Source organism: Gordonia sp. McavH-238-E (genome assembly GCF_022348225.1).
Classification (GTDB): domain Bacteria; phylum Actinomycetota; class Actinomycetes; order Mycobacteriales; family Mycobacteriaceae; genus Gordonia; species Gordonia terrae.
Genome location: NZ_JAKRFE010000010.1, coordinates 1 through 23,068, shown reverse-complemented (window position 1 = coordinate 23,068; position 23,068 = coordinate 1). Strand labels below are relative to the sequence as shown.

Annotated in this window: 22 protein-coding genes and 1 rRNA gene; 10 read left to right on the top strand and 13 right to left on the bottom strand. The window is 69.4% G+C overall.

Annotated elements, in window-relative coordinates; genetic code table 11:
- Nucleotides 1–16: 16 nt before the first annotated feature.
- Genes MHN80_RS16560 through MHN80_RS16550 form a run of 3 tightly spaced genes read right to left on the bottom strand, consistent with a single transcriptional unit; the run spans nucleotide 17 to nucleotide 1,688 of the window.
- On the bottom strand, nucleotides 17–988 hold the full coding sequence (locus MHN80_RS16560; protein ID WP_004019528.1) for a PLP-dependent cysteine synthase family protein: 972 nt from the start codon (nucleotides 986–988) through the stop codon (nucleotides 17–19).
- Between the two features lie 2 nt (nucleotides 989–990).
- Complete coding sequence (locus MHN80_RS16555; protein WP_064571500.1) at nucleotides 991–1,278, bottom strand: MoaD/ThiS family protein; 288 nt, start codon at nucleotides 1,276–1,278, stop codon at nucleotides 991–993.
- A gap of 2 nt (nucleotides 1,279–1,280) precedes the next feature.
- Nucleotides 1,281–1,688, bottom strand: coding sequence for a Mov34/MPN/PAD-1 family protein (locus MHN80_RS16550; protein ID WP_004019526.1), 408 nt, complete (start codon nucleotides 1,686–1,688; stop codon nucleotides 1,281–1,283).
- Nucleotides 1,689–1,986: 298 nt separating this feature from the next.
- On the opposite strand from MHN80_RS16550, the gene MHN80_RS16545 reads away from it, so the two are divergent.
- Complete coding sequence (locus MHN80_RS16545; RefSeq protein ID WP_239402688.1) at nucleotides 1,987–2,817, top strand: LppX_LprAFG lipoprotein; 831 nt, start codon at nucleotides 1,987–1,989, stop codon at nucleotides 2,815–2,817.
- Nucleotides 2,818–2,859: 42 nt separating this feature from the next.
- Complete coding sequence (locus tag MHN80_RS16540; protein WP_239402687.1) at nucleotides 2,860–3,267, top strand: DUF4189 domain-containing protein; 408 nt, start codon at nucleotides 2,860–2,862, stop codon at nucleotides 3,265–3,267.
- Nucleotides 3,268–3,295: 28 nt separating this feature from the next.
- On the opposite strand, the gene MHN80_RS16535 is transcribed toward MHN80_RS16540, so the two are convergent.
- From MHN80_RS16535 to clpS, 3 genes are read right to left on the bottom strand one after another with little or no spacing between them, the layout of a single operon-like run.
- Nucleotides 3,296–4,396: a P1 family peptidase gene (locus tag MHN80_RS16535; RefSeq protein WP_239402686.1), complete on the bottom strand. Its 1,101-nt coding sequence runs from the start codon at nucleotides 4,394–4,396 to the stop codon at nucleotides 3,296–3,298.
- Between the two features lie 52 nt (nucleotides 4,397–4,448).
- Entirely contained in the window at nucleotides 4,449–5,024 is a 576-nt protein-coding gene (locus tag MHN80_RS16530; protein ID WP_004019522.1) for a DUF2017 domain-containing protein, read from the bottom strand.
- Between the two features lie 42 nt (nucleotides 5,025–5,066).
- Nucleotides 5,067–5,390: an ATP-dependent Clp protease adapter ClpS gene (gene clpS / locus MHN80_RS16525; RefSeq protein ID WP_033203522.1), complete on the bottom strand. Its 324-nt coding sequence runs from the start codon at nucleotides 5,388–5,390 to the stop codon at nucleotides 5,067–5,069.
- A gap of 19 nt (nucleotides 5,391–5,409) precedes the next feature.
- Between clpS and MHN80_RS16520 the strand changes: the two genes are divergently transcribed.
- From MHN80_RS16520 to glgB, 5 genes are all read left to right on the top strand, one after another.
- Nucleotides 5,410–6,714 (top strand): nicotinate phosphoribosyltransferase, encoded by a 1,305-nt coding sequence (locus tag MHN80_RS16520; RefSeq protein WP_004019520.1) that lies wholly within the window; start codon nucleotides 5,410–5,412, stop codon nucleotides 6,712–6,714.
- Nucleotides 6,715–6,763: 49 nt separating this feature from the next.
- Nucleotides 6,764–7,375 carry an isochorismatase family protein gene (locus tag MHN80_RS16515; protein WP_239402685.1) on the top strand — a complete coding sequence of 204 codons (612 nt, stop codon included), beginning with the start codon at nucleotides 6,764–6,766 and terminating at the stop codon, nucleotides 7,373–7,375.
- 139 nt (nucleotides 7,376–7,514) lie between these two features.
- Nucleotides 7,515–9,593: an ATP-dependent DNA helicase gene (locus MHN80_RS16510; protein ID WP_101822802.1), complete on the top strand. Its 2,079-nt coding sequence runs from the start codon at nucleotides 7,515–7,517 to the stop codon at nucleotides 9,591–9,593.
- A 165-nt stretch (nucleotides 9,594–9,758) separates the two neighbouring features.
- Nucleotides 9,759–11,759, top strand: a complete 2,001-nt coding sequence (locus MHN80_RS16505) for a maltotransferase domain-containing protein (RefSeq protein ID WP_239402684.1) — start codon at nucleotides 9,759–9,761, stop codon at nucleotides 11,757–11,759.
- A 7-nt stretch (nucleotides 11,760–11,766) separates the two neighbouring features.
- On the top strand, nucleotides 11,767–14,028 hold the full coding sequence (gene glgB / locus MHN80_RS16500) for a 1,4-alpha-glucan branching protein GlgB (RefSeq protein ID WP_239402683.1): 2,262 nt from the start codon (nucleotides 11,767–11,769) through the stop codon (nucleotides 14,026–14,028).
- Here glgB and MHN80_RS16495 read toward each other — a convergent pair.
- The 4 genes from MHN80_RS16495 to MHN80_RS16480 all read right to left on the bottom strand — a co-directional run bounded on the left by MHN80_RS16495 (nucleotide 14,022) and on the right by MHN80_RS16480 (nucleotide 17,965).
- Entirely contained in the window at nucleotides 14,022–14,966 is a 945-nt protein-coding gene (locus MHN80_RS16495; protein WP_004019515.1) for a tetratricopeptide repeat protein, read from the bottom strand. The two genes, glgB and MHN80_RS16495, sit on opposite strands and share 7 nt — an antisense overlap.
- A 95-nt stretch (nucleotides 14,967–15,061) precedes the next feature.
- Nucleotides 15,062–16,213, bottom strand: a complete 1,152-nt coding sequence (locus MHN80_RS16490; protein ID WP_180819511.1) for an MFS transporter — start codon at nucleotides 16,211–16,213, stop codon at nucleotides 15,062–15,064.
- Nucleotides 16,214–16,305: 92 nt separating this feature from the next.
- Nucleotides 16,306–16,701, bottom strand: a complete 396-nt coding sequence (locus MHN80_RS16485) for a DUF3817 domain-containing protein (protein WP_004019513.1) — start codon at nucleotides 16,699–16,701, stop codon at nucleotides 16,306–16,308.
- Between the two features lie 61 nt (nucleotides 16,702–16,762).
- Nucleotides 16,763–17,965 carry an acetyl-CoA C-acetyltransferase gene (locus MHN80_RS16480; protein ID WP_239402682.1) on the bottom strand — a complete coding sequence of 401 codons (1,203 nt, stop codon included), beginning with the start codon at nucleotides 17,963–17,965 and terminating at the stop codon, nucleotides 16,763–16,765.
- 83 nt (nucleotides 17,966–18,048) lie between these two features.
- On the opposite strand from MHN80_RS16480, the gene mce reads away from it, so the two are divergent.
- On the top strand, nucleotides 18,049–18,519 hold the full coding sequence (gene mce / locus MHN80_RS16475; RefSeq protein ID WP_239402681.1) for a methylmalonyl-CoA epimerase: 471 nt from the start codon (nucleotides 18,049–18,051) through the stop codon (nucleotides 18,517–18,519).
- 152 nt (nucleotides 18,520–18,671) lie between these two features.
- Complete coding sequence (locus MHN80_RS16470) at nucleotides 18,672–19,640, top strand: hypothetical protein (protein ID WP_004019510.1); 969 nt, start codon at nucleotides 18,672–18,674, stop codon at nucleotides 19,638–19,640.
- A 41-nt stretch (nucleotides 19,641–19,681) separates the two neighbouring features.
- Here MHN80_RS16470 and nucS read toward each other — a convergent pair whose 3' ends face one another.
- Together nucS and glsA are read right to left on the bottom strand one after the other, a co-directional pair.
- Nucleotides 19,682–20,365, bottom strand: a complete 684-nt coding sequence (nucS, locus tag MHN80_RS16465) for an endonuclease NucS (RefSeq protein ID WP_004019507.1) — start codon at nucleotides 20,363–20,365, stop codon at nucleotides 19,682–19,684.
- A 67-nt stretch (nucleotides 20,366–20,432) separates the two neighbouring features.
- On the bottom strand, nucleotides 20,433–21,866 hold the full coding sequence (gene glsA / locus MHN80_RS16460; RefSeq protein WP_239402680.1) for a glutaminase A: 1,434 nt from the start codon (nucleotides 21,864–21,866) through the stop codon (nucleotides 20,433–20,435).
- Nucleotides 21,867–22,001: 135 nt separating this feature from the next.
- On the opposite strand from glsA, the gene MHN80_RS16455 reads away from it, so the two are divergent.
- Complete coding sequence (locus tag MHN80_RS16455; protein ID WP_239402679.1) at nucleotides 22,002–22,880, top strand: universal stress protein; 879 nt, start codon at nucleotides 22,002–22,004, stop codon at nucleotides 22,878–22,880.
- Nucleotides 22,881–22,949: 69 nt separating this feature from the next.
- Here the strand turns inward: MHN80_RS16455 and rrf are convergent.
- Nucleotides 22,950–23,066, bottom strand: a 5S ribosomal RNA gene (rrf, locus tag MHN80_RS16450).
- Nucleotides 23,067–23,068 lie beyond the last annotated feature (2 nt).

The window sequence follows — 23,068 nt, the reverse complement described above, 5'->3', positions numbered from 1 at the left end:
TTCCTCGGTAGCGGGATCATGCCCAGAGCTGGCCGTCGAGTGCCTGCTCCGCGTCGTCGAGACTACCTTCGTACGCCCCGGTCGACAGATACTTCCATCCCGCGTCGGGGACGACGAACCCGATGTCGGCACGGGTACCCGCTTTCAGGGCGCGACGGCCGATGCCACGCGCCGCCTGCAGGATCGCTCCGGTGGAGATCCCCGCGAAGATGCCCTCGAGATCGATCAGTTCGCGGACGCGCGCGACCGCGTCGACGCCGGTCACCGAGAAACGCCGGGTGAGCACCGAGTCGTCGTAGAGCTCCGGGATGAACCCCTCGTCGATGTTGCGCAGACCGTAGACCTCGTCGCCGTACCGCGGTTCGGCGGCGACGATCTCGATGTCGGGATTGCGTTCGCGGAGGAACCGCCCGACGCCCATCAGGGTGCCGGTCGTCCCGAGACCGGCCACGAAGTGCGTGATCTCGGGCAGATCCGCGAACAGCTCGGGTCCGGTGCCCTCGTAGTGCGCCGCGACGTTCGCCGCATTGCCGTACTGGTACAGCATCACCCAGTCGGGGTTCGCCGCGGCCAGTTCCTTGGCCACGGCGACCGCGGTGTTGGACCCGCCCGCCGCGGGCGAGGAGATGACCTGGGCCCCGAACATCCGCAACAGCGAACGGCGTTCCTCCGAGGTGTTCTCCGGCATCACGCAGATCAGCTCGTAGCCTTTGAGTTTCGCCGCCATCGCGAGCGAGATGCCGGTGTTGCCGCTGGTCGGCTCGAGAATGGTCGACCCCGCCTGCAGCAACCCGTCCCGTTCGGCCTGCTCGATCATGCGCAGGGCGGGACGGTCTTTGATCGACCCGGTGGGGTTGCGGTCCTCGAGCTTGGCCCAGAGGCGGACGTGCGGGCCGTCGTCGGAGTCGTGCCAGCGCGGCGAGAGCCGCTGCAGACCGATGAGCGGGGTGTTGCCGACCGAGTCGATCAGGGAGTCATAACGTGCCACGCTCAGCCGCCGGCGACCGCGGGCAGGATGGTCACCTCGTCGCCGTCGTCGATCGGGGTGTCCAGGCCGCCGGAGAAGCGCACGTCCTCGTCGTTGACGTAGATGTTGACGAAGCGGTGCAGCTTGGCGGTGCCGTTCTCGTCGGGCGCGACGAGACGTTCCTTCAGGCCGGCGTTGCCCGAATCGAGGTCGTCGATCAGCGCGGCCAGCGTCGAACCCGACCCCTCGACGCGCTTCTCCCCGCCGGTGTGGGTGCGCAGGATCGTCGGGATGGATACGGTGACAGACATTCTCAGCTCCTGATCTCGATCTCTTCTTCGGTGACCGCACCATCGACGATGCGATAGCTACGGATCTCGGTGGTCTCCGGATCGCGTGTGGACACCAGCACGTAATGCGCGCCGGGCTCTCCCGCGTAGGAGATGTCGGTGCGGCTCGGATACGCCTCGGTGGCGGTGTGCGAGTGGTAGATGACCACCGGCTCCTCGTCGCGGCGGTCCATCTCGCGCCAGACGGCGAGCTGTTCGGCCGAGTCGAAGCGGTAGAACGTCGGCGATCGCTCGGCGTTGACCATCGCGATGAACCGCTGCGGGTCGTCGGACCCCTCGGGCCCGGCGATCACCCCACACGCCTCGTCGGGATGGTCGGCGCGTGCGTGCGCGACCATGGCGTCGACCAGCTCCTGCCCGATCGTGAGCATCGGTGTCCCGTTCTCCTGTCCAGACGTGTACGCACCCCGAGGTCATTTCCGAAGGTCTCCTCGCGGGTGTCCCCATTGTGGCGGATCTCGCCGACGTGCAACGTCGGCGTCGCGGCACCTATTCCGCCACCAGGTCCCTCCACCTCGACGCGCGGGGCTGCATGAGCGGATCGACCGTCATCCGACGAGACGTCATTCGGCAACCGTACGTACCCCCGATCCGACGCGGGACGCCGCTAGTGTTGCGTCCCAACGGCACCGGGGGTGTGTCGAAAAGTCAACGGAGGAGGCACTTCTCATGCAACGAGCCCAACGGGTGGCCGCGGCCGCACTGTCGACGGGGATCGTCGCCGCGATCGTTCTGACCGGATGCTCCACCTCCCAGACGGGTTCGCCGACCGCGACCAGCGCGTCGGCCTCGACCACGGTGATCGTCGACCCGGCGGCCCAGCTCGCCGCCGCGGCCACGAACACCGAGGCCCTGACCGGCGCCCACCTCGACCTCGTGGTCGACGGCACGGTCCCGAACCTGAACGCGAAGAAGGTCACCGCGGATCTGGTGACCACCCCGGCGGACGCCGCCAAGGGTGAGGCCACCGTGGTCTTCGGCACCAAGGACCCACAGGAGGCCTCGGCCCCGTTCGTCTACGTCGACGGGGTGCTCTACGCCGACATCGCCGGGGACGGATACCTGAGCTACGGGGACGGGAAGTCCATCTACGACGTCTCGGTGTTCCTCGACCCGGAGAACGGCCTGGCCAACGTGCTGAGCGAATTCCAGAACCCGACCAAGGTCGGCTCGGAGACCGTCGACGGCGCGGAGACGGCACAGATCAACGGCACCGTGCCGGCGGGTGCCCTCGCCGCGCTGACCGGCGCGCGTCAGGTCGTCGGGCCGCAGGACGCGCCGGTTCCGACCACTGTCTGGCTGACCACCGGGACCAACCAGCTCGCCCGGCTCGTCTTCACCCCGAACCCCGCGGACCCGGACACCACGATCACCGTCGACCTGACCAAGTGGAACGAGACCGTCGACGTGGAGAAGCCCGACGTGATCCAGACGCCGACCGAGACCCCCTCCGGCACCCCGACTCCCGGCCAGCCCACCCGTGAACCGGCCGGAGGTTAGAACACCATGCCCACCTCTGCCACTGCACACCGAGGAGCTTCCGTGAGATCCACCCGCCCGGGCCTGACCCGACGTGTCACCGTGTTCGCCGCCTCCGTGGCGGCGACTGCCTCCGCCTTCGTCGGCACCGCGGTCGCCGACCCGGCTCCGGCGCACGCGTACTACGACTATTACGGCGCGCTGGCGCTGTCGCCGTCGACCGGTTCGGTCGGCCGCGCCCTCGACTACGGGTCGTACGCCGCGGCCTCCGCCGCCGCGACGCGGGTCTGCCCGGCCGACGACTGCCGCGTCGTCGCGCAATTCGTCAACGGGTGCGGCGCGATCGCGTCGTCGCCGAGTTACTGGGGATACGGCACGGGATCACGGCTCTACACCGCCCAGGCCAACGCGCTCTACTACGCGGGCGGCGGGTCGATCTACTACTGGGGCTGCACCAGCGGGCACGGCTGAGGGCGTCGGAGCCCGGCCCGCGGAGCGGTCATCGGAACGCCGACGGCGCCGCCTGCGCGTAGGTGGGGATCGATGCGATCGGTTCCGCCGCGAGGACCGCGTCGACGATCGCCCGCTGGACGACGTCGGCCGCGACCCGGCACACCTCGGCGACCACCGCGACGTCGGCGTGCATGCCCGCTGGCGCCGGCACGGGCGTCGCCGGCCGAACCGCGCCGGTCGCGATGCCGAAGACCGTGTCTCCGTCCAGCGGCGAGTGCGCCGGCCGGATCGCGCGCCCGAGACCGTCGTGCCCGGCCATCGCCAACCGCTTGGTCATCGGGGCGTCGAGGACGGCGTCGGTCGCCACGACACCGATCGTCGTGTTGAGCACGGTCTGTTTCGCGGCGAGGTCGGCGAGCCGGTCGAGGTCGGTGGCCGACGGACGGGACAATCCGAGATCGGCGAGTTCGGCCTCGCCCAGATCCCACGGCAACCCGGTCTGCGGGTCGATGACCGCACCGACCGGATTGGCGACCATCAGTGCACCGACGGTGATCCCGGCCGCGGGGCCGGCGTCGATCGTCACCGATGCCGTCCCGACCCCGCCCTTGAGCGCGCCGGCCCGGGCACCGACACCTGCGCCGACGCATCCGACGGCGAACTCGGTGTGCGCCGACCGGACCGCCTCCGCTCCGAAGTCCGCGTCGGGCCTGTGATCCCACGCACCCACCGGCAGGTCGAAGATCACCGCGGCGGGGACGATGGGCACCACATGGCCCCGATCGTCGAGCGGTAGGCCCACACCGTCGGCCTCGAGCGCGCGCATGACGCCGTCGGCGGCGGCCAGCCCGTAGGCGCTCCCCCCGCCGAGCACGATCGCGTGCGCGGTCTGCACCGTGTTCGACGGGTCGAGCAGGTCGGTCTCGCGCGTACCGGGACCGCCGCCGCGGACGTCCACCGCGGCGATCGCGCCCGGTGCCGACACCCGCACGACCGTGGTGCCGGTGGCCCATCCGTGGCCGTCGGGCGCCGCTGGGGACCCGGCCACCCGCGCATCGTCGTCGATGCGATGCGCATGCCCCACGGAGATGCCTGCGATGTCGGTGATGCGGTTGCCGGCGCGGGCCGGTCGACCGGGTGTGCTCACAGAACTCCTGACGTCGATGCGGACACAGACCTCGAACTCCCTGGACGTCGGTTCACATCAGCGCCTCGACGAGCAGATCCTGCATCACCGTGAGCCAGTGGTAGACGTCGAGATGCGCGGCGTGCGGGTGATCCGGCGGCAGCTGGTCGGGGGTGTCCTCGGAGATGCCGAGCATCGCGCCGAGCGCGAGCCGGACGTCGTTGAGCGCGGTGAGCCAGGCCGCGGCCTCTTCGGGCGTGAGGACGAGGTCCCCGCCACCCGCCGGGAGCGTGTCGAGCAGCACCCGGGCCGCACCGAGCTTGGCGTCGATGATCTGCGGCTCGTGCACGCTGCGCAGCGCCGAGTTCAGTTTTCCGTTGACGACCTCGGCGGAGAGCTCGTCGTCCTGGTCGGGGCGATGGAAATCCGGGAGGAGGCGCCCGAGGGTGACGTCGTCGGGTGCCTCCGAGTGACCGACACTGATGCCGGTGAGCGTCGCCAGGTCGTCGTGGGGCGCGGAATCGGCCCGCTCGGTGAGCAGTTCGCACATCGAGGTGACCATGGATGCGAGCAGTTCTGCTTCGTGCGCGTCGAGCTGCGATGCGATCCGCATCGTGTCGCCGCGCCCTTTGCGTTTCCAGGTGCGCACGCGTTCAGTGTGCCCGGAGTGTGCGCGAAGCGGACCGGCCGGTCACGAATCCCGCTGCATCGTGGCCCACAGACCGGCGGCGTGCAGCTTCGCGACGTCGGCCTCGACCTTGTCGCGGTCGCCGGAGGACACGACGGCCCGGCCCTCGGTGTGGACCTGCATCATCAGTTCATTGGCCCGGGACTCGGAATAGCCGAAGATCTTCTGGAAGACGAAGGTGACGTACCGCATCAGGTTGACCGGGTCGTCCCACACGATCGTCATCCAGGGCTTGTCGAGTCCCGCCGCGCCGTCGGCGACCTCTGGTTCGGCAACCGCCGTACCGCCGGGGGTAGCCTCGTGCGCACGAGTTTCGTCAGGCGCCATAGGGACAGGGTAAGCGATTGTGAGCATCGACAACACCGCGCTGCTGACCGATCAGTACGAACTGACGATGGTCGCGGCAGCGCTTCGCCACCCGGTTGCGCACCGCCAGTGCGTATTCGAGGTCTTCGCGCGCCGCCTCCCGGACGGTCGGCGCTACGGCGTCGTTGCCGGGACCGGCCGCGTCCTCGACGAGCTCGCGGCGTTCCGGTTCGGCGACGAGGAGATCGCCGTCGTCGAACGATTCCTCGATCCCGACACGGTGGCCTGGCTGCGGGATTATCGGTTCTCCGGTGACATCGACGGCTACCGCGAGGGCGAGCTCTACTTCCCCGGGTCGCCGATCCTCACCGTCCGAGCGACGTTTGCCGAGGCGGTCCTGCTCGAGACCCTGATCCTGTCGATCCTCAACCACGACAGTGCGATCGCCTCGGCCGCGGCGCGCATGGTCAGCGCCGCCGGGTCGCGGCCGATCATCGAGATGGGATCGCGGCGCACCCATGAGCGCGCGGCCGTCGCCAGCGCGCGTGCCGCCTACATCGCGGGCGTCGCCGCCACCTCGAATCTGGAGGCGGCGCGCCGTTTCGGCGTGCCCAGCGCCGGCACCGCAGCCCACGCGTTCACCCTCGGCTTCACCGGACCCGACGGCCCGGATGAGAAGGCCGCGTTCGCCGCACAGATCGAGGCCCTCGGCGTCGGCACCACACTGCTGGTCGACACCTACGACATCACCCAGGGCGTGCGCAACGCCATCGAGGTGGCCGGGCCCGGGCTCGGTGCCGTGCGCATCGACTCCGGCGACCTCGGTGTGCTCGCCCGACAGGTACGCGCACAGCTCGACGACCTCGGTGCGACGGAGACCAAGATCGTGGTCTCCGGCGATCTGGACGAGTACGCGATCGCCTCGCTCCGCGCCGAGCCCGTCGACACCTACGGTGTCGGGACCTCGCTGGTCACCGGTAGCGGGGCTCCGACGGCGGGGATGGTCTACAAGCTCGTCGAGGTCGACGGTCTGCCGGTGGCCAAACGGGCGAGCCACAAGGAGTCACGCGGCGGGGCCAAATCGGCCGTGCGTGCGGCCCGATCGAGCGGCACGATCGTCGAGGAGATCGTCTATCGCGCCGACGGCACCCGCCCCGCGCCGAACGGGCTCGGCTTCCGGGACCTGCAGATCCCGCTCGTCCGCGGCGGCACGCCCGTCGAGGCGCTGCCGACACTCGCCGATGCCCGCGCCCATCTGGCGGCCGGCCTGGTCAGTTTGCCGTGGGAGGGTCTGGGCCTGTCCCATGGAGATCCCGCGGTGCCGACCCGCTACGAACTCGGCTGAACCGCCCCACACGCCCGAACCCGATGACCCCCGACGACAGGAGACATGGATGAGCGCCGAACGCAGCGACGGCACCCGTCCCGCCGACGCGCTGATCGTCGTCGACGTGCAGAACGACTTCTGCGAGGGCGGAGCCCTCGGGGTGAACGGCGGCGCCGCGGTGGCGCGGGCGGTCACCTCGATCCTCGACGAGTATCGGACCGTCGTCGCGACCCGCGACTACCACATCGACCCCGGTGCGCATTTCTCCGACGAACCCGACTTCGTCGACACCTGGCCGCCCCACTGCCGCGTCGGCACCGACGGGGTGGCGTTCCATCGCGAGTTCGACGCCGGCGCCGCGCACGAGGTCTTCTCCAAGGGCGAGTACAGCGCCGCGTACTCCGGCTTCGAGGGTGCTGCGGAGGACGGCTCGACCCTCGCCGCGTGGCTGCGCGAGCGGAAGGTGAAGTCGGTCGACGTCGTCGGCATCGCCACCGACCACTGCGTGCGGGCGACCGCCCTCGACGCGGTCGAGGCCGGGTTCCGCACCCGGGTGCTGCTCAACTTCACCGCCGGCGTCGCGCCGGAGACGACCTCGGCGGCGCTGTCGACGTTGCGGGAGGCGGGCGTGGAACTGGTGGGCGACCTGCTCTACGACGGGTCGAGCCGGACCGGATAGCCGGCCCGCCGACCTCGCGATTCTCGATCCTGGCGTCGATCGAGGGAACCGACCGGCGCCGCGACACGTCTGAGACAACACGCCCCTATCCGTACGCGAGCTCACCGCGACCACAGCAAGGACAACCGGAACCCACCTCATGCCCAACACACCCCCGGTGACCGACCTGCTCGACGCTGCGGTCACCGCACTCGGCGGCCGTCGCCGCGACGGCCAGGTCGCGATGGCCTCGGCGGTCGCGCACGCCATCGACACCGGTGAGCACCTGGCCGTCCAGGCCGGCACCGGCACCGGCAAGTCGCTGGCCTACCTCGTGCCGGCCATCCGCCACGCCGTCGAGAGCGGCCGCACCGTCGTGGTGTCCACCGCGACGATCGCGTTGCAGCGTCAGCTCATCGAGCGCGATCTCCCCCGCCTGGCCAAGGCGCTGAAGAAGCCGATCGGCCGCGAGCCCACCTTCGCGATCCTCAAAGGTCGCGGAAACTACCTGTGTCTGAACAAGATCCATTCCGGAACCGCGGAGGAACCGGACACCGAGCTGTTCGACCCGTTCGAGTTGTCGCGGACCGGCCGGGAGGTGACGCGCCTGCGAGAGTGGAGCAGCGACACCGAGACCGGTGACCGCGACGACCTGGTCCCCGGCGTGTCCGACCGGTCGTGGCGGCAGGTCAGCGTCACCGCACGCGAGTGTCTCGGCGCGGCCAACTGTTCCTACGGCGAGGACTGCTTCGCCGAGCAGTCGCGCCGCCGGTCCGGCAAGGTCGACGTCGTGGTCACCAACCACGCCCTGCTGGCCATCAACGCGACGAGCCCGGCGAACGTCCTGCCCGAGCACGACGTCGTCATCATCGACGAGGCCCACGAACTCGTCGACCGGATGACCTCGGTGGCCACCGACGAGCTGTCGGCCGCCTCGGTGGCGCTCGTCGCCCGCCGGTGCGGGAAGCTCGTCGACGAGGAGACCGCCGATGCCCTGCTCGGCGCCGGTGAGCAGCTGGGTGAACTGCTCGACTCCGCACCGATGCGCCAGTGGACCGGCCTGCCGGCCGACGCCACCGCGGTGCTGGTCATGCTCCGCGACCGACTGTGGCAGGCCCGTACCGCCATCGGTCCCGTCCGGATGGCCGGCGCCGACGACGGCGCGGCGGCCGCCCGATCGGCCGCGCTGACCTCACTCGAGGACATGCACGACACCGTCGTGCGGATCCTGGGTGCGTTCGACGAACCCGACGAGGCCAAACGACGCGACGTCGTGTGGGCGTCGCTGGACACCTCGCGCCGCGGCGCCGAACCCCGGCCGATCCTGCACATCGCGCCACTGTCGGTCGGCGGCCTCCTGCGGGCCTCGCTGTTCGCCGACGCCACGGTCATCCTCACGTCGGCGACCCTCACCATCGGCGGCTCCTTCGACGCCCTCGCCGCGACCTGGGGACTCCCGGCGTCCGGGCGCGGGACCGACCGTCCGGTGACGGACGAGACGAACGTCTCCGACGTCACCGCGAGCGGGAAGGCGGTCCCCTCGGATTCGGGTTCGGCCCGCTGGACCGGTCTCGACGCCGGCTCGCCCTTCGACTATCCGCGGTCGGCGATCCTCTACGTCGCGCGCCACCTCCCCCGGCCCGACCGCTCGGGCATCGCGTCGCGGACGATGGACGAGATCGCCGAACTCGTGAACTCCGCCGGCGGTCGCACGCTGGGCCTCTTCTCCTCCATGCGCGCGGCCCGCGAAGCCGCCGACGCGATCCGCGACCGCACCGACCATCCCGTGCTGTGTCAGGGCGACGACACCACCTCGACCCTGGTCCGGCGGTTCGCCGACGATCCCGCGACCTGCCTGTTCGGCACGCTGTCCCTGTGGCAGGGGGTCGACGTGCCCGGCCCGTCGCTGAGCCTGGTCCTGATCGACCGCATCCCCTTCCCGCGTCCCGACGACCCGTTGCTGACCGCTCGACAGCGCGCGGTCGACGCCCGCGGCGGCAACGGGTTCCTGTCGGTGGCGGCCAACCACGCCGCCCTGCTCCTCGCCCAGGGCGCCGGCCGGTTGCTGCGTTCGGTCGACGACCGCGGTGTCGTGGCGGTCCTCGACTCCCGGCTGGCGACGGCCGGTTACGGCGGCTATCTGCTCGCGTCGTTGCCACCGATGTGGCGCACCACCGATCCCGCGGTGGTCCGGTCGGCGCTCGCCCGGCTGACCGATCCCGCTCGTTCGGTGGGCTGACCTCGACCGACCCGGAGAGCACCCGACGGGGCCGACACGGCCGCGCGGTCCAGGACAAGACAATCCCGTCCGCGGGGCACTAGGTTGGGTACCGGTGATACCAACGAAGGCGAGACCGACAGCGCACCCCGGCCAGTCACGGGAGCTGACGACAGGAGGCTCCACGTGATCGGGCGCATGGGTATCGACGACATCGCACCCCTGGTGTCGGCGGGCCAGCAGCCAGCCAAAGCCGTTGTGGGAGAGTACTTCCCGATCAGCACCACGGCCTGGCGCGAGGGGCACGACGCCCTGGGTGTCACACTGCACGTCGAGGCGCCCCGCCGCGAGGCATTCGACATCCGGATGATCCCGGCCCCGGAACCGGACACCTTCAACGCGGCCTTCGTGCCCGACGCCGTCGGGTTCTGGTCCTACCGCATCGAGGCCTGGAGCGACCCCTACGCCACGTGGCGGTCGGCCGTCATCAAGAAACTCGACGCCGGACAGGGCGCGGCCGACCTCGCCAACGACATCGAGACCGGGGCGCGGGTGCTCGACACCGCCGCCGGGCTCGTCTCCGGCGAGGACCGCGAGTTGCTGCTCGACGCCGCTCGTCAGCTCCGGGCGCGCCGGCGCCGCGTCGAGAACCGGGTGGGTCTGGCCATCTCCGACGAGGTGGTCGAGTTGCTCTCCGCGCACCCCGTTCGCGAACTCGTCACCAAGAGCCGCACCTACCGGGTGTGGGTCGACCGCACCCGGGCGCTGTTCGGCTCGTGGTACGAGCTGTTCCCCCGCTCCACCGGCGGCTGGGACGGCGAGGGCAATCCCGTCCACGGCACGTTCCTCACCGCCGCCCAGGACCTGCCGCGCGTGGCCGACATGGGATTCGACGTCGTCTACCTGCCGCCGATCCACCCCATCGGCGAGGTCAACCGCAAGGGCCCCAACAACACGCTCGTCGCGGGACCCGACGACGTCGGTTCGCCGTGGGCCATCGGGTCGGCGGACGGCGGTCACGACGCGATCCATCCCCTCCTCGGCAGCGAGGAGGACTTCGAGTATTTCGTCGGCCGGGCTCGGGAACTCGGATTGGAGGTCGCGCTCGATCTGGCACTGCAGTGCGCGCCGGACCATCCGTGGGCGATCGAACACCCCGAGTGGTTCACCACCCAGCCCGACGGCACCATCGCGTTCGCGGAGAACCCGCCGAAGAAGTACCAGGACATCTACCCGCTGAACTTCGACAACGACCGCAACGGCATCTACCGCGCGGTGCTGAAGGTCGTCCTGCACTGGGTCGGTCTCGGCGTCGACATCTTCCGCGTCGACAATCCCCACACCAAACCGCCGAACTTCTGGGAATGGCTGATCAGCGAGGTCAAGAAGCGGCACCCGGACGTGCTGTTCCTGTCCGAGTCGTTCACCCGGCCGGCCCGGCTCTACGGCCTCGCACGACTCGGCTTCACCCAGAGCTACACCTACTTCACCTGGAAGACGCTGAAGTGGGAGCTCGAACAGTTCGGCCGGGAGATCGCCGACCACGCCGACGAGGCCCGTCCCAATCTGTTCGTGAACACCCCCGACATCCTCCACGCGAGCCTGCAGCACGGCGGACCGGGCATGTTCGCCCTACGCGCTGCCCTCGCCGCCACCCTCGCCCCGACGTGGGGCGTCTACAGCGGGTACGAACTCTACGAGCACGTCGCCGTCACCGAGGGCAGCGAGGAATACCTGAACTCGGAGAAGTACGAGCTGCGGCCCCGCGACTACAAGGCCGCGGCGAGTCGTGGCGAGTCACTCGAGCCGTGGATCACCTCGCTCAACGAGATCCGCCGACGCCACCCGGCGCTGCAGCAACTTCGCAACATCCACTTCCACCACGTCGACAACCCGTCGCTCATCGCCTACTCGAAGATCGATCCCGTCTCGGGCGACCGCGTGGTCGTGATCATCAACCTGAATCCGTTCGGCGCGGAGGACTCCACGGTCTGGCTCGATCTGCCGAAGCTCGGTTTCGAGTGGTACGACCACTTCTCCGTCCGGGACGAGGTCTCGGGCGAGGAGTACTGGTGGGGCCAGGACAACTACGTCCGCCTCGAGCCCTGGCGCGCGGTGGCGCACATCCTCGCCCTGCCGCCCCTCGACCCCGCCGTCGCACAGCAACTCGCCCTTCGGATCCAGTGAGGTATTCGTGACCGATCGCCCTGATCCGCCGGGCCTGCCGGACCTGCCGGACCCCGATGCCACCGACCACGACCTCCGTCGGTTGGCCGCGCAGACCCATCCCGACCCGCACGCGTTCCTCGGTGCCCACGACGCCCCCGGCGGCACCACCATCCTGCGTACGTTGCGCCCGGACGCACTCTCGGTGTCCGCGGTCATCGGCGGCGTCGATCACCCGATGACCCGCCAGACCGACGACCTCTGGGTGGTCACCGTGCCGATGGCCGACCTGATGGACTACCGGTACCGCGTCGTCTATCCCGATTCCGCCGGCGGCACCGCGGAATTCGTCGTCGCCGACGGCTACCGCTTCCTGCCGAGCCTCGGCGAGATCGACATCCACCTGTTCAGCGAGGGCCGTCACGAGTCACTGTGGAACGCCCTCGGTGCGCGCGTGACGTCGTACACGACCACCGACGGCGAGGTGAACGGCACCGCCTTCTCCGTGTGGGCACCGAATGCCCACGGCGTCACCGTGATCGGCGACTTCGACGCCTGGACCGGACGGGTCGCGCCCATGCGCAAGGTCGGGGTCAGCGGCGTGTGGGAGGTCTTCGTCCCCGACGTCGGCGACGGCACCCACTACAAGTTCCGCGTCCACGGGGCCGACGGCGTCATCCGCGACAAGGCCGATCCCATGGCCTTCCGCACCAGTACCCCGCCGGCAACCGCGTCGCGGGTCACCGTGTCCGAACACGTGTGGTCCGACGACGCCTGGATCGCGCGCCGGGAGCGGTCGGCACCCGAACGTGAGCCGATGAGCGTCTACGAGGTCCACCTCGCGTCGTGGCGTCAGGGCCTCGGGTACCGCGAACTCGCCCACGAACTGGCCGAGTACGCGGTCGAGAAGGGCTTCACCCACGTCGAGTTCCTACCCGTCGCCGAGCATCCGTTCGGCGGCTCGTGGGGCTATCAGGTCACGTCCTATTACGCGCCGACGGCCCGCTTCGGGACGCCCGACGACTTCCGCTACCTGGTCGACCATCTCCACTCCCGCGACATCGCCGTCATCGTCGACTGGGTGCCGGCCCACTTCCCCAAGGACGACTGGGCGCTGGCCCGTTTCGACGGCACCCCGCTCTACGAGCACGCCGATCCGATGCGCGGTGAGCAGCTCGACTGGGGCACCTACGTCTTCGACTTCGGTCGCCATGAGGTCCGCAACTTCCTCGTCGCGAACGCCCTGTTCTGGTTCAGCGAATTCCACATCGACGGTCTGCGCGTCGACGCCGTCGCCTCGATGCTGTACCTGGACTACTCGCGCCCGGCCGGGCAGTGGCGCCCCAACGTCCACGGCGGCCGCGAGAACCTGGAGGCCGTGCAGTTCCTCCAGGAGACGAATGCGACCGTCCACAAACACTTTCCGGGCGTGATCACGGTCGCCGAGGAGTCGACCGCCTGGCCGGGCGTGACCCGCATGACCGATCTCGGCGGGTTGGGTTTCAGCTTCAAATGGAACATGGGCTGGATGCACGACACCCTCGACTATCTGTCGCGCGACCAGATCCACCGGAGCTTCCACCACCACGAGATCACCTTCTCGCTGGTGTACGCGTGGAGCGAGAACTTCGTGCTGCCCCTCTCCCACGACGAGGTCGTGCACGGCAAGGGCACGCTGTGGACGCGGATGCCGGGCGACTCGTTCGCCAAGGCCGCGGGTGTGCGGGTGTACCTCGCCTACATGTGGTCGCACCCGGGTAAGCAGTTGCTGTTCATGGGACAAGAGTTCGGGCAGACCGGCGAGTGGGCCGACAACCGCAGTCTGGACTGGCATCAGCTGGAGGGCTGGGAGGGCGAACTGCATTCCGGCATCTCGGCTCTCGTCACCGACCTGAACCGGATCTACCGCTCGCGACCCGCGCTGTACTCGCAGGACACCGACCCACTCGGCTACGAGTGGATCGACGCCAACGACACCGCGAACAACGTGATCAGCTTCCTGCGATACGGCACCGACGGCTCGGTCGTCGCCTGCCTGTTCAACCTCAGCGGTTCCGATCGCTCCGACTATCAGGTCGGGCTGCCGTCGGCGGGCGTCTGGGACGAGATCCTCAACACCGACGCCGACGCCTACAGCGGCGCCGGACGCGGCAACATGGGGTCGGTCACGGCGGACGGTCCGTCATATCACGGACGTCCCGTGTCGGCGCGGGTCATGCTGCCCGCCAACTCGGCGATCTGGCTGGTGCCGCGGCGGGACCAGCCCGCCGTGGCCTCACCCCGTCAGTAGAGCGCGCTGGCGAGCTTGCGACGGGCGCTCACGACGAACTGTTCGGCGGGATCGAAGAGCTCGAACAGCTCGAGCAGTCGCGTGCGAGCACGGGTGCGCTCCTCGCCCGCGGTCACCCGGACCACGTCGATGATGCGGTCGAACGCGGCCTCGGGTTGCTGCGACAGCAGCAGGACATCCGCGGCCGCGAGTTGCGCGTCGACGTCACGCGGGGATGCCGTCTCCACGATCGCGGGATCGTGCGCCTGCGCGCGCAGGATGAACTCGAGATTGCGCGCGGCAGATGCCGCTTCGAGGTTCTCCGGCTCCGCCTCGGCGATGGCCCGATAGTCCGCGAGGGCACCGTCGAAGTCACCGTCGTTCAGCTTCGCCTCGGCCGCGACCAACCTCGGGTCCTCGGGTTCCGGTTCGGGAGCGGGCCCGTCCGGCACACCGGGCAGGACGTCGCCGACCTGGGCGAAGATGTCGTCGATCCACTGGGTGATCTCGGCCTCGGAGCGGACACCGTTGAAGGCGGTCACCGGCTGACCCTGCACGATCGCGACGACCATGGGGATCGACTGCACCCGGAACGCCTGTGCGATACGCGGATTCGCATCGACGTCGACCTTCGCCAGCATCCAGCGCCCGCCCGACTCGGCGGCCAGACGCTCCAGGACCGGCGACAGCTGCTTACACGGACCGCACCACTCCGCCCACAGGTCGATGACGACGAGCTGCTGCATCGACCGGTTGAGGACCTCTGCCTCGAACGTCTCCTCGGTGACGTCGAGGACCGCTGCCGACGCGGGTCCCGCACCGGCGGCCGCCGGTTGTCCGCCCGGGGCAGGCGCCTGACCGGGCTGGGCCGCCTGCGACTGTGCCCGTTGTGCCTGCGCGCGTTCGGCTTCGGCGCGCTCCTTGAGGCCGCCGAGATCCACCGCGCCGGACATGGCCATGGCTGCTGCCGCCTGCTGTCGGGCCGCGGCGGCGGCCTGCTGACGATTGGTTGGTCGCGTCACCCCTCCAGTGTGTCACGACCCGCGACGCGGAATCAGTCGGCGTCGCGTGAACCGGCCCCGTCCGGGGTTGCCGCGCGGGCACCGTCGGGACGAACGACGGGCGCGAGTGCGACGGCGAGTGCGAGCGCCACCACCGCGGCGAGCAGTCCGGTGTTCAACGAGGTCCGGCTGCTGATGAAGCCGACGACCGCGGGGCCGGCGAGCATGCCGAGGTATCCGCATCCGACGACCGCGGAGATCGTCCGACCGCTCGACTCACCCGACAGATTGCCCGCCGCGGTGAAGATCTGCGGGATCAGGCCCGCCAGGCCGAGCCCGAACACGCCCCACCCGACGATCGCGAGCGCGGGTACGGGCGAGAGCACCGCGATCACGATGCCGGCGGTGCCGAGCAGACCGCCGTAGCGAACGACGGCCACCGGGCCCACCGACGCGACCACCGGGTCGATCACGAACCGCGTCACGGTCATCGTCGCGCTGAATGCGCCGAACGCGATGGCGCCGACCGCCTCGGCGGAGCCGAAGGTCTCCACCACGTGCAGCGCACTCCAGTCGTAGGCGGTTCCCTCGGCCAGCATCAGCGCGAAGGCGACCACCGCCAGGAGCACGAGGCGCCGCCGGTCCACGGTGTGCCACCACTTCGCGGACTCGGTGTCCCCGGTCCGACCGCCTCGTGCGCCCGTCTCGTCGGAGCCGACCTCGCGGCCGGCCAGTCCACGGGCGTTCCACGCGACGACGCCGACACCGGCCACCGCGGCGCAGGCCACCGTGAGGATGACCCCGACGTCGGCCCACAGCGTCGCGGCGACCACTCCGGATCCCACCAGGCTGCCCGCGGAGAAGAAGCCGTGGAACGACGACATGATCGGACGGCGGTAGGCCCGTTCCACCACAACTGCCTGCGCGTTCATCGACACATCGAGACAACCGTTGGCGAAGCCGAAGGCGACGAGTGCGGCGGCGAGGGTCAGTGCGTCGACGGCGAGCACCGGCGCGATGATCACCGCCGACAGCAACACGGCGGCCCCGATGGTCACCGGGCGGGAACCCCGACGGTCGATCAGGCGGCCGCAGACCTGCATGCCCACGAACGCCGAGGCGCCGAGCAGCAGGAGCAGGCCGCCGAGTTGATCGTGGCCGACCCCGGTGCGCTCGCTGATGACCGGGATGTGCGCCACCCACATCGCCGCGAGGAACCCGTTGAGCGCAAAGATCGCCCCGACGCTGCGGCGTGACCGGCGTAGCGTCGGGGCGATCGAAGGTGCGGTCGGGGCGGTCAGGCTGTGGCCTGCCTCGGTGCGCGATCGGTGGACAGCTCGGCGAGATGGCCGTTACGGCGCGCCCACCACTCGAACACGATCGTGCCGAACGGCGGCAGGCTCGACACCAGCGCGAGCAGGGTCACGATCGGGATCCCGATCCGGCGCGAGCCCACCGGCAGCTCCCACTTCACGGAGTTCCACTTGAGCTGGACAGCCGTGACGAGGGCGACGACCACGAAGAGCACGAAGACGATCCCGTGGATCATTCCCGGCTTGGCAATCGCCTCGTCGTCGTCGTTCACCCGCTTGACGACCATGGCGACCAGCAGGATCGCCCAGGTGATCGCCTCGGCGACGGCGACGAACCGGAAGCGCTTGGCGGGTGTGGTCAGGTCGAAGAATGACAGCATGGCCCTCATTGTGCCGAATCGGACAGAAAACTACTACAAGGTGTCGTAGACGTCTCGTTCCTCACGCCTTCGGAACCCGGATGATCAGGGCGTCGCCCTGGCCGCCGGCTCCGCACAGCGCAGCCGCCCCGACACCACCGCCGCGTCGCTTCAGCTCGAGCGCCACATGCAGCGCGATCCGCGCGCCGGAGGTGCCGATCGGGTGCCCGACCGCAATCGCGCCGCCGTTGACGTTGACGATCTCGGGGTCGACGCCGAGTTGCTTGGTCGAGGAGAGTCCGACGGCCGCGAACGCCTCGTTGATCTCGATGATGTCGAGGTCCGCCGGCGCGATGCCCTCGCGGTCACAGGCCTTGACGATGGCGTTGGCCGGCTGCGCCTGCAGGCTCGAGTCCGGTCCGGCGACGACCCCGTGGGCGCCGATCTCGGCCAGCCACGTGACACCGAGCTCCTCGGCCTTGGCCTTGCTCATCACGACCACGGCGGCCGCGCCGTCCGAGATCTGCGACGAGTTGCCCGCGGTGATGGTGCCGTCCTTGCGGAAGGCCGGCCGCAGGCCGGACAGCGACTCGGTGGTCGTGTTGGCCCGGATGCCCTCGTCCTCGGCGAACTCGATCGGGTCGCCCTTGCGCTGCGGGATGGACACCGGGACGACCTCGTCGTCGAAGACACCGTTCTTCCATGCGGCGGCGGCGAGCCGGTGGCTGCGCGCGGCGAACTCGTCCTGCTGCTCACGGGTGAAGCCGTCGGCGTCGTTGCCCTGCTCGGTCAGCGCCCCCATCGGCTGATCGGTGAAGGCGTCGAACAGTCCGTCGAAGGCCATGTGGTCGACGAGTTCGGTGTTGCCGTACTTGAAGCCGCCGCGGCTGTTGGGCAGGAGGTGCGGTGCCTGCGTCATCGACTCCTGGCCACCGGCGACGACGACGTCGAACTCCCCGGCCCGGATGAGCTGATCGGCCAGCGCGATCGCGTCGACGCCCGACAGGCACATCTTGTTGATGGTCAGGGTCGGGACGTCCCAGCCGATGCCCGCCTTGATCGCCGCCTGGCGAGCAGGCATCTGACCGGCCCCCGCGGTCAGCACCTGGCCCATGATCACGTACTGGACCTCCGAGGCGGGTACGCCGGACCGCTCCAGCGCGCCCTTGATGGCGACTGCGCCGAGGTCCACTCCGCTGAAGTCCTTCAGCGAGCCCAGCAGGCGGCCGAAGGGTGTGCGTGCACCGGCGACGATGACCGTTGTCGTGTCGGCAGTCGAAGTCATGAAGGAACCTCCGGGGGTGTCGAAAAGGGGGCCAACCGAGCGCCCGCTCTGTGCGCTCAACACCTCAACGCTACCGTTGTCCCATGTCTTCCTCTGCAACGGACCCCAGCACCACCGCACTGATCTCCGACCTGATCATCGCCATCGATCACGTCGGCATCGCCGTCCCCGATCTCGACGCCGCCAAGGAGTGGTACGCCACCCACCTCGGGTTCGAGACGCTGCACCAGGAGACGAATGCCGAACAGGGTGTCGAAGAGGCCATGGTCGGGCCGGCCGGCGGCACCGGCGCGGTGATCCAGTTGCTCGCGCCGCTCGACGAGTCCTCGACGATCGCCAAGTTCATCGACCGGAACGGCCCGGGTCTGCAGCAGCTCGCCGTGCGCGTCACCGACGTCGACGCGGTGACGGCGCGGCTCACCGAAGCCGGCGTCCGGGTCCTCTACCCGGCAGCCAAGCGCGGCACCGCCGACTCGCGGATCAACTTCGTCCACCCCAAGGACGCCGGTGGCGTCCTGCTCGAACTCGTGGAGCCCGCCGCCACCGCGCACTGATATCCCGCAACGGTCGAAAACCGTTGCGTCACTGACCGACTCACCGTGCCGAGCCGGTCGGGCCCGCCGGCGGCCCGACCCGCTCGGCACGTCCGCGTGCGGCGTCGCCGAGGCCGGGGAGATCCCGCGCGCTCTCCGATACACTGGCCGCCATGCCAGGTCCCGCACGGCAATTGCCCTTCGCGATCGTGATGCGCGGTTATGACCGTGAGCAGGTCGCCGACCACCTCCAGCGGCTCGACGCCGATCTGCGCGTCCTCGCCGCGGATCGCGACGCCGCCACCGCCAACGCGCACGAACTCGCCGCGCATCTCGAGGACGCCCGCGACGAGATCGCCGAGCTCCGTCGCGAGGTCGACAAGCTCTCGGTCCCGCCGACCACCGCGCAGGGCATGAGCGAGCGACTGTCCCGGATGCTGCAGCTGGCATCCGACGAGGCGTCGGAGATGCGCGCCGAGGCCTCGGCCGAGGCCGCCGAGACGCTGTCCATCGCCCGCCAGGAGGCCGCCGACATGCGGTCTTCCGCCGCGACCGACGCCGAGCGTGTCCGGGGCGAGGCCCGCACCGCCGCGAAGAAGCTGGTCGACGAGGCCGCCGCCCGGGCCCGGCAGGTCAAGGAGACCGCGGCCGCCAACGAGTCGGAGTCCGCGCGCCTCATCGCCGAGCGCTCCGCCGCGATGGAGGCCGAACACAGCAAGACGATGCAGGCCGCCAAGGACGAGGCCCGTCGACTCGTGGAGAAGGCGAAGGCCGACGTCGCCGAGATGGAGGCGGTCAGTGCCGCCGAACGCAGGGCCGAGCGGGAACGCCACGACGCCGAACTGGCCGACCAGCGCGAACGCGCTCTCGACGAGGCGGCTCACATCCGGCAGACCGCACTGGACATCGCGACGGAGCGGCTCGACCGGTCACGCGAACTCGCCCAGGCGGCCGATCGCACCCGTCAGGACATCGCCGCGAACCTCGGACATCTCCGCGACAAACTGGCCGAGCTCCCGGAACTGCTGGCCCAGCCGGACGATTCCGAGTACTCCGTGCTGTCCGACTCCGACGACCTCGAGCTCCTCAACCGCAAACTGTCGCCCGAGGCGCGGTCGCCCGAGGTGCGATCCAACGCCTGACTGGAGGACTGTCCGCTGGTCGAGCTGGTCGAAGCCACTCCTCAGAAGAGCCGGAACTCCGTACTCTCCGCTCCGCGCAGTTCGTCGTAATCCAGCACCACACACCGGATTCCGCGGTCCTCGGCGAGCGTCCGGGCCTGCGGCTTGATCTGTTGCGCGGCAAAGACCCCGGCCACCGGGGCGAGCGTGGTGTCGCGGTTGAGCAGGTCGAGGTACCGCGTCAGCTGCTCGACGCCGTCGATCTCACCGCGTCGCTTGATCTCGACCGCCACCGTGGCACCCGACGCGTCCCGACACAGCAGGTCGACCGGCCCGATCGCGGTCATGTACTCGCGGCGGATGAGGGTGTGACCCGGACCGAGCGTCTCGACGTGCTCGGCGAGCAGTTCCTGCAGGTGCGCCTCCACGCCGTCCTTGACGAGACCGGGGTCGACCCCGAGCTCGTGCTGCGAGTCGTGCTCGATCGACGCGATCGTGATGCGGAGTTCCTCACCGGCCTTGTTGGTGACGACCCAGTACGCCTGTGCCTGCGTGCCGTCGGGAACCTGCGCCTCGGTGAGCCAGCACGGCGGACTCATCCAGTTCAGCGGCTTGTAGGCCCGGTCGTCGGCGTGCACGCTCACCGACCCGTCCGACTTGATCAACAGCAACCGTCGAGCCATTGGCAGATGAGCGGTCAGCCGCCCCACGTAATCGACCTGACACTCCGCGATGACGAGACGCACGTGCCCACCCTAGGCCATCCGGACGAGGGTTTCGGTGACCCCCTGTCCGTCGGCCACGGGTCGCTGCTCACCGGTCGTAATAGTGCTTGAGCAAGAACGTCTCGGCGTCGGTGATCGCGTCGCCCATGGTCGAGTGCACGTGCGGTAGCGCCGGATCGAAACCCTGGAGTTCTTGCGGCGCATCGAGATCGGGCAACGCCGTGTCGTTGCGGTGGCGGTCCACACTGGCTCGCACCACCCCGTCGGGGTCGACGAGCATCGCCCGTCGACCGGTCTGGTCGAGCCGCCGCTTCATGCTCAGGACCATGGTGCGGGCGACGGCGTCGATCACCCCGATCCGCGAGATCTCGACGATCACCACGGTGTACTGGTTCATGTCGGCTTCCAGACGGCGATGCACGCTCTCAGCTCCGGCGAAAGTCAGATCACCCTGGAGTTCGTACACCCGTATGGTGTCGCGGCAGGTCCGCAGATAGCTGCGCTCCCGCTCGCTCCACTCCGCTCCCACGGATGTGTCCGAGAGGTCGTAGACCGACCGGATTGTCACCCGGCTCTCCCTGGTCACGTTGAACATGTGCAGTCCGAGATCCTTCGACAACGAACGGCACACCTGGACTCCGCGGACGCTGTTGCCGTGCTCGTCGAGGCGGGGTGAGTACACCCCGATGCCGAGCTGGCCCGGCAGGACCGCGAGGATGCCGCCGCCGACGCCGCTCTTGGCCGGCAGGCCGACTGTGGTGACCCAGTCACCCGCACCGTCGTACATGCCGCAGGTGGTCATGACACTGAGGAGGCGTTGCGCCGTCTCACCGGAGAACACCGAACGGCCGGTACGCGGGTTCACCCCACCGTTGGCGATGGTGGCTCCGATTCCGGCGAGATCGTCGGTGGTCACGCGAATCGAGCACTGCCGGTAGTACAGGTCGAGCGCGGCGTCGGGACTGGTCTCGAGCGCCCCGAAGCTGTCGAGCATGTAGGCGATCGCCCGGTTGCGCGATCCGGTGGCCGCCTCCGAGGCATAGACGTCCTCGTCCATCGTCAGTCGTCGACCGGCACACCCGGAGTAGAACTCGAGCACCTCGGCGAACGCCGCCGCCACCGCGGCCTCGTCGACGGTGTCCATCGGCGGCAACAGCATCGACGCCGCGAAGATCGCGCCGGCGTTGATCATCGGGTTCTTCGGCCGGCGCCGGTCGTCGACGCTGATCTCGTTGAACGCCTCCCCCGACGGTTCGACGCCGATTTTCGCGTCCACTGCGACCGCACCGTGCTTCTGCAACGCCATCGCGTACGTGAGCGGCTTCGACACCGACTGGATGGTGAACGCCGTGGCCGTGTCGCCGTGCGAGTAGGTGTGTCCATCGTGCACACAGAGGGACAGCGCATACCCGTTCGGGTCCACCGCAGACAGTTCCGGGATGTAGTCAGCCACCGCACCCCCATGATCCGATCGGCATTCGTTCATGATGTGGCTGAAATATCCGTCGACGAGGGACTCCATGCCCTCCATCTAAGCGTGTCCCGTGCCACCCCGACACCGCGACGGATCTCCGCCGCGTCGGGTACACCCCGGGGCTCCACCCGATGACTAGGCTGGCGATGACCGGGGACCGAGACACCGACGCTGGGAGTACCCATGAAGTTGCTCGTCGTATACATCGCGACCTCGGGAGGCGACGACGCGGTCGCTCTGGGTGCCTGCCTTGCGCGCACCTTCGACGCCGAACTCGAACTCTGCATCGTCATCCCACCGGAACCGGAGAGCACCGACCCGTCCGAACAGGTGTCGGTGGAACGCCTCTCCGACGCCCTGGACAGCGCTGCCCGACGCTGGCTCGACGCGGCCGCAGCCAAACTGCCCGACGACATCGAGACCACCACGACGATCGCCGAACACGCCAATCCGGGTGAGGGACTGATCGTGCAGGCCCGACGGACCTCGGCAGACATGCTGGTGATCGGCGGCGCAGGCGGCGGCATCCGCGGACGACACACGCTCGGGACCGTCGTGAACGACATCCTGCACTCGGCACCCGTCCCGGTCGCGGTGGCGCCACCGGGATTCGCTCACCTCGGCGCCGACGAGGTCCGGGAGATCTCGGTTGCGATCGGCAGTCGACCCGGGACCCAGCTGCTGTTCCAGACCGCGCTTCGCAGCGGCGTCCGTGCCCAACGGCCGATCCGCTTGATCTCGCTGGTGGCCGTCGACGACGTGCAACCGTGGCGCACCGAACCCGAGGAACGCGCACTCGACTCCGCTCGGGAACACGCACGACGCAGCCTCGAGGCGGCCAGAGAGCAGCTGCCACAGGACTTTCCGGTCAGCTCCGCGGTGGCCCAAGGATCGACGATCGAAGAAGCGGTCGGTTCGCTGGACTGGCAGGACGGTGACGTCGTGATGGTCGGGTCGAGCCGGCTCGCGGCGCCCAACACCTTGTTCCTCGGAACAACCGCGGCCAAGATCCTCCGGGCGGTGTCCGTGCCGATGATCGTGGTACCCAAGGGCACCGACTGAACCTGGACACTGATCCCGAAACGCACTGTGGCCCCTCACGAATCGTGAGGGGCCACAGTGGGAAATTGTGTTCGGCGGTGTCCTACTCTCCCACACTGATTAGGGTGCAGTACCATTGGCGCTGGAGGGCTTAGCTTCCGGGTTCGGAATGGGGCCGGGCGTTTCCCCTCCGCTATAGCCGCCGTAAC

What these genes read in the sequence shown, in the direction of transcription:
- MHN80_RS16555 (WP_064571500.1), bottom strand. Translation starts at nt 1,278, where the DNA reads ATGTCTGTCACCGTATCCATCCCGACGATCCTGCGCACCCACACCGGC.
- MHN80_RS16550 (WP_004019526.1), bottom strand. Translation starts at nt 1,688, where the DNA reads ATGCTCACGATCGGGCAGGAGCTGGTCGACGCCATGGTCGCGCACGCA.
- MHN80_RS16545 (WP_239402688.1), top strand. Translation starts at nt 1,987, where the DNA reads ATGCAACGAGCCCAACGGGTGGCCGCGGCCGCACTGTCGACGGGGATC.
- clpS (WP_033203522.1), bottom strand. Translation starts at nt 5,390, where the DNA reads ATGGCGCCTGACGAAACTCGTGCGCACGAGGCTACCCCCGGCGGTACG.
- MHN80_RS16515 (WP_239402685.1), top strand. Translation starts at nt 6,764, where the DNA reads ATGAGCGCCGAACGCAGCGACGGCACCCGTCCCGCCGACGCGCTGATC.
- MHN80_RS16510 (WP_101822802.1), top strand. Translation starts at nt 7,515, where the DNA reads ATGCCCAACACACCCCCGGTGACCGACCTGCTCGACGCTGCGGTCACC.
- MHN80_RS16495 (WP_004019515.1), bottom strand. Translation starts at nt 14,966, where the DNA reads ATGGCCATGTCCGGCGCGGTGGATCTCGGCGGCCTCAAGGAGCGCGCC.
- MHN80_RS16490 (WP_180819511.1), bottom strand. Translation starts at nt 16,213, where the DNA reads ATGTGGGTGGCGCACATCCCGGTCATCAGCGAGCGCACCGGGGTCGGC.
- MHN80_RS16485 (WP_004019513.1), bottom strand. Translation starts at nt 16,701, where the DNA reads ATGCTGTCATTCTTCGACCTGACCACACCCGCCAAGCGCTTCCGGTTC.
- MHN80_RS16480 (WP_239402682.1), bottom strand. Translation starts at nt 17,965, where the DNA reads ATGACTTCGACTGCCGACACGACAACGGTCATCGTCGCCGGTGCACGC.
- mce (WP_239402681.1), top strand. Translation starts at nt 18,049, where the DNA reads ATGTCTTCCTCTGCAACGGACCCCAGCACCACCGCACTGATCTCCGAC.
- MHN80_RS16470 (WP_004019510.1), top strand. Translation starts at nt 18,672, where the DNA reads ATGCCAGGTCCCGCACGGCAATTGCCCTTCGCGATCGTGATGCGCGGT.
- glsA (WP_239402680.1), bottom strand. Translation starts at nt 21,866, where the DNA reads ATGGAGTCCCTCGTCGACGGATATTTCAGCCACATCATGAACGAATGC.
- MHN80_RS16455 (WP_239402679.1), top strand. Translation starts at nt 22,002, where the DNA reads ATGAAGTTGCTCGTCGTATACATCGCGACCTCGGGAGGCGACGACGCG.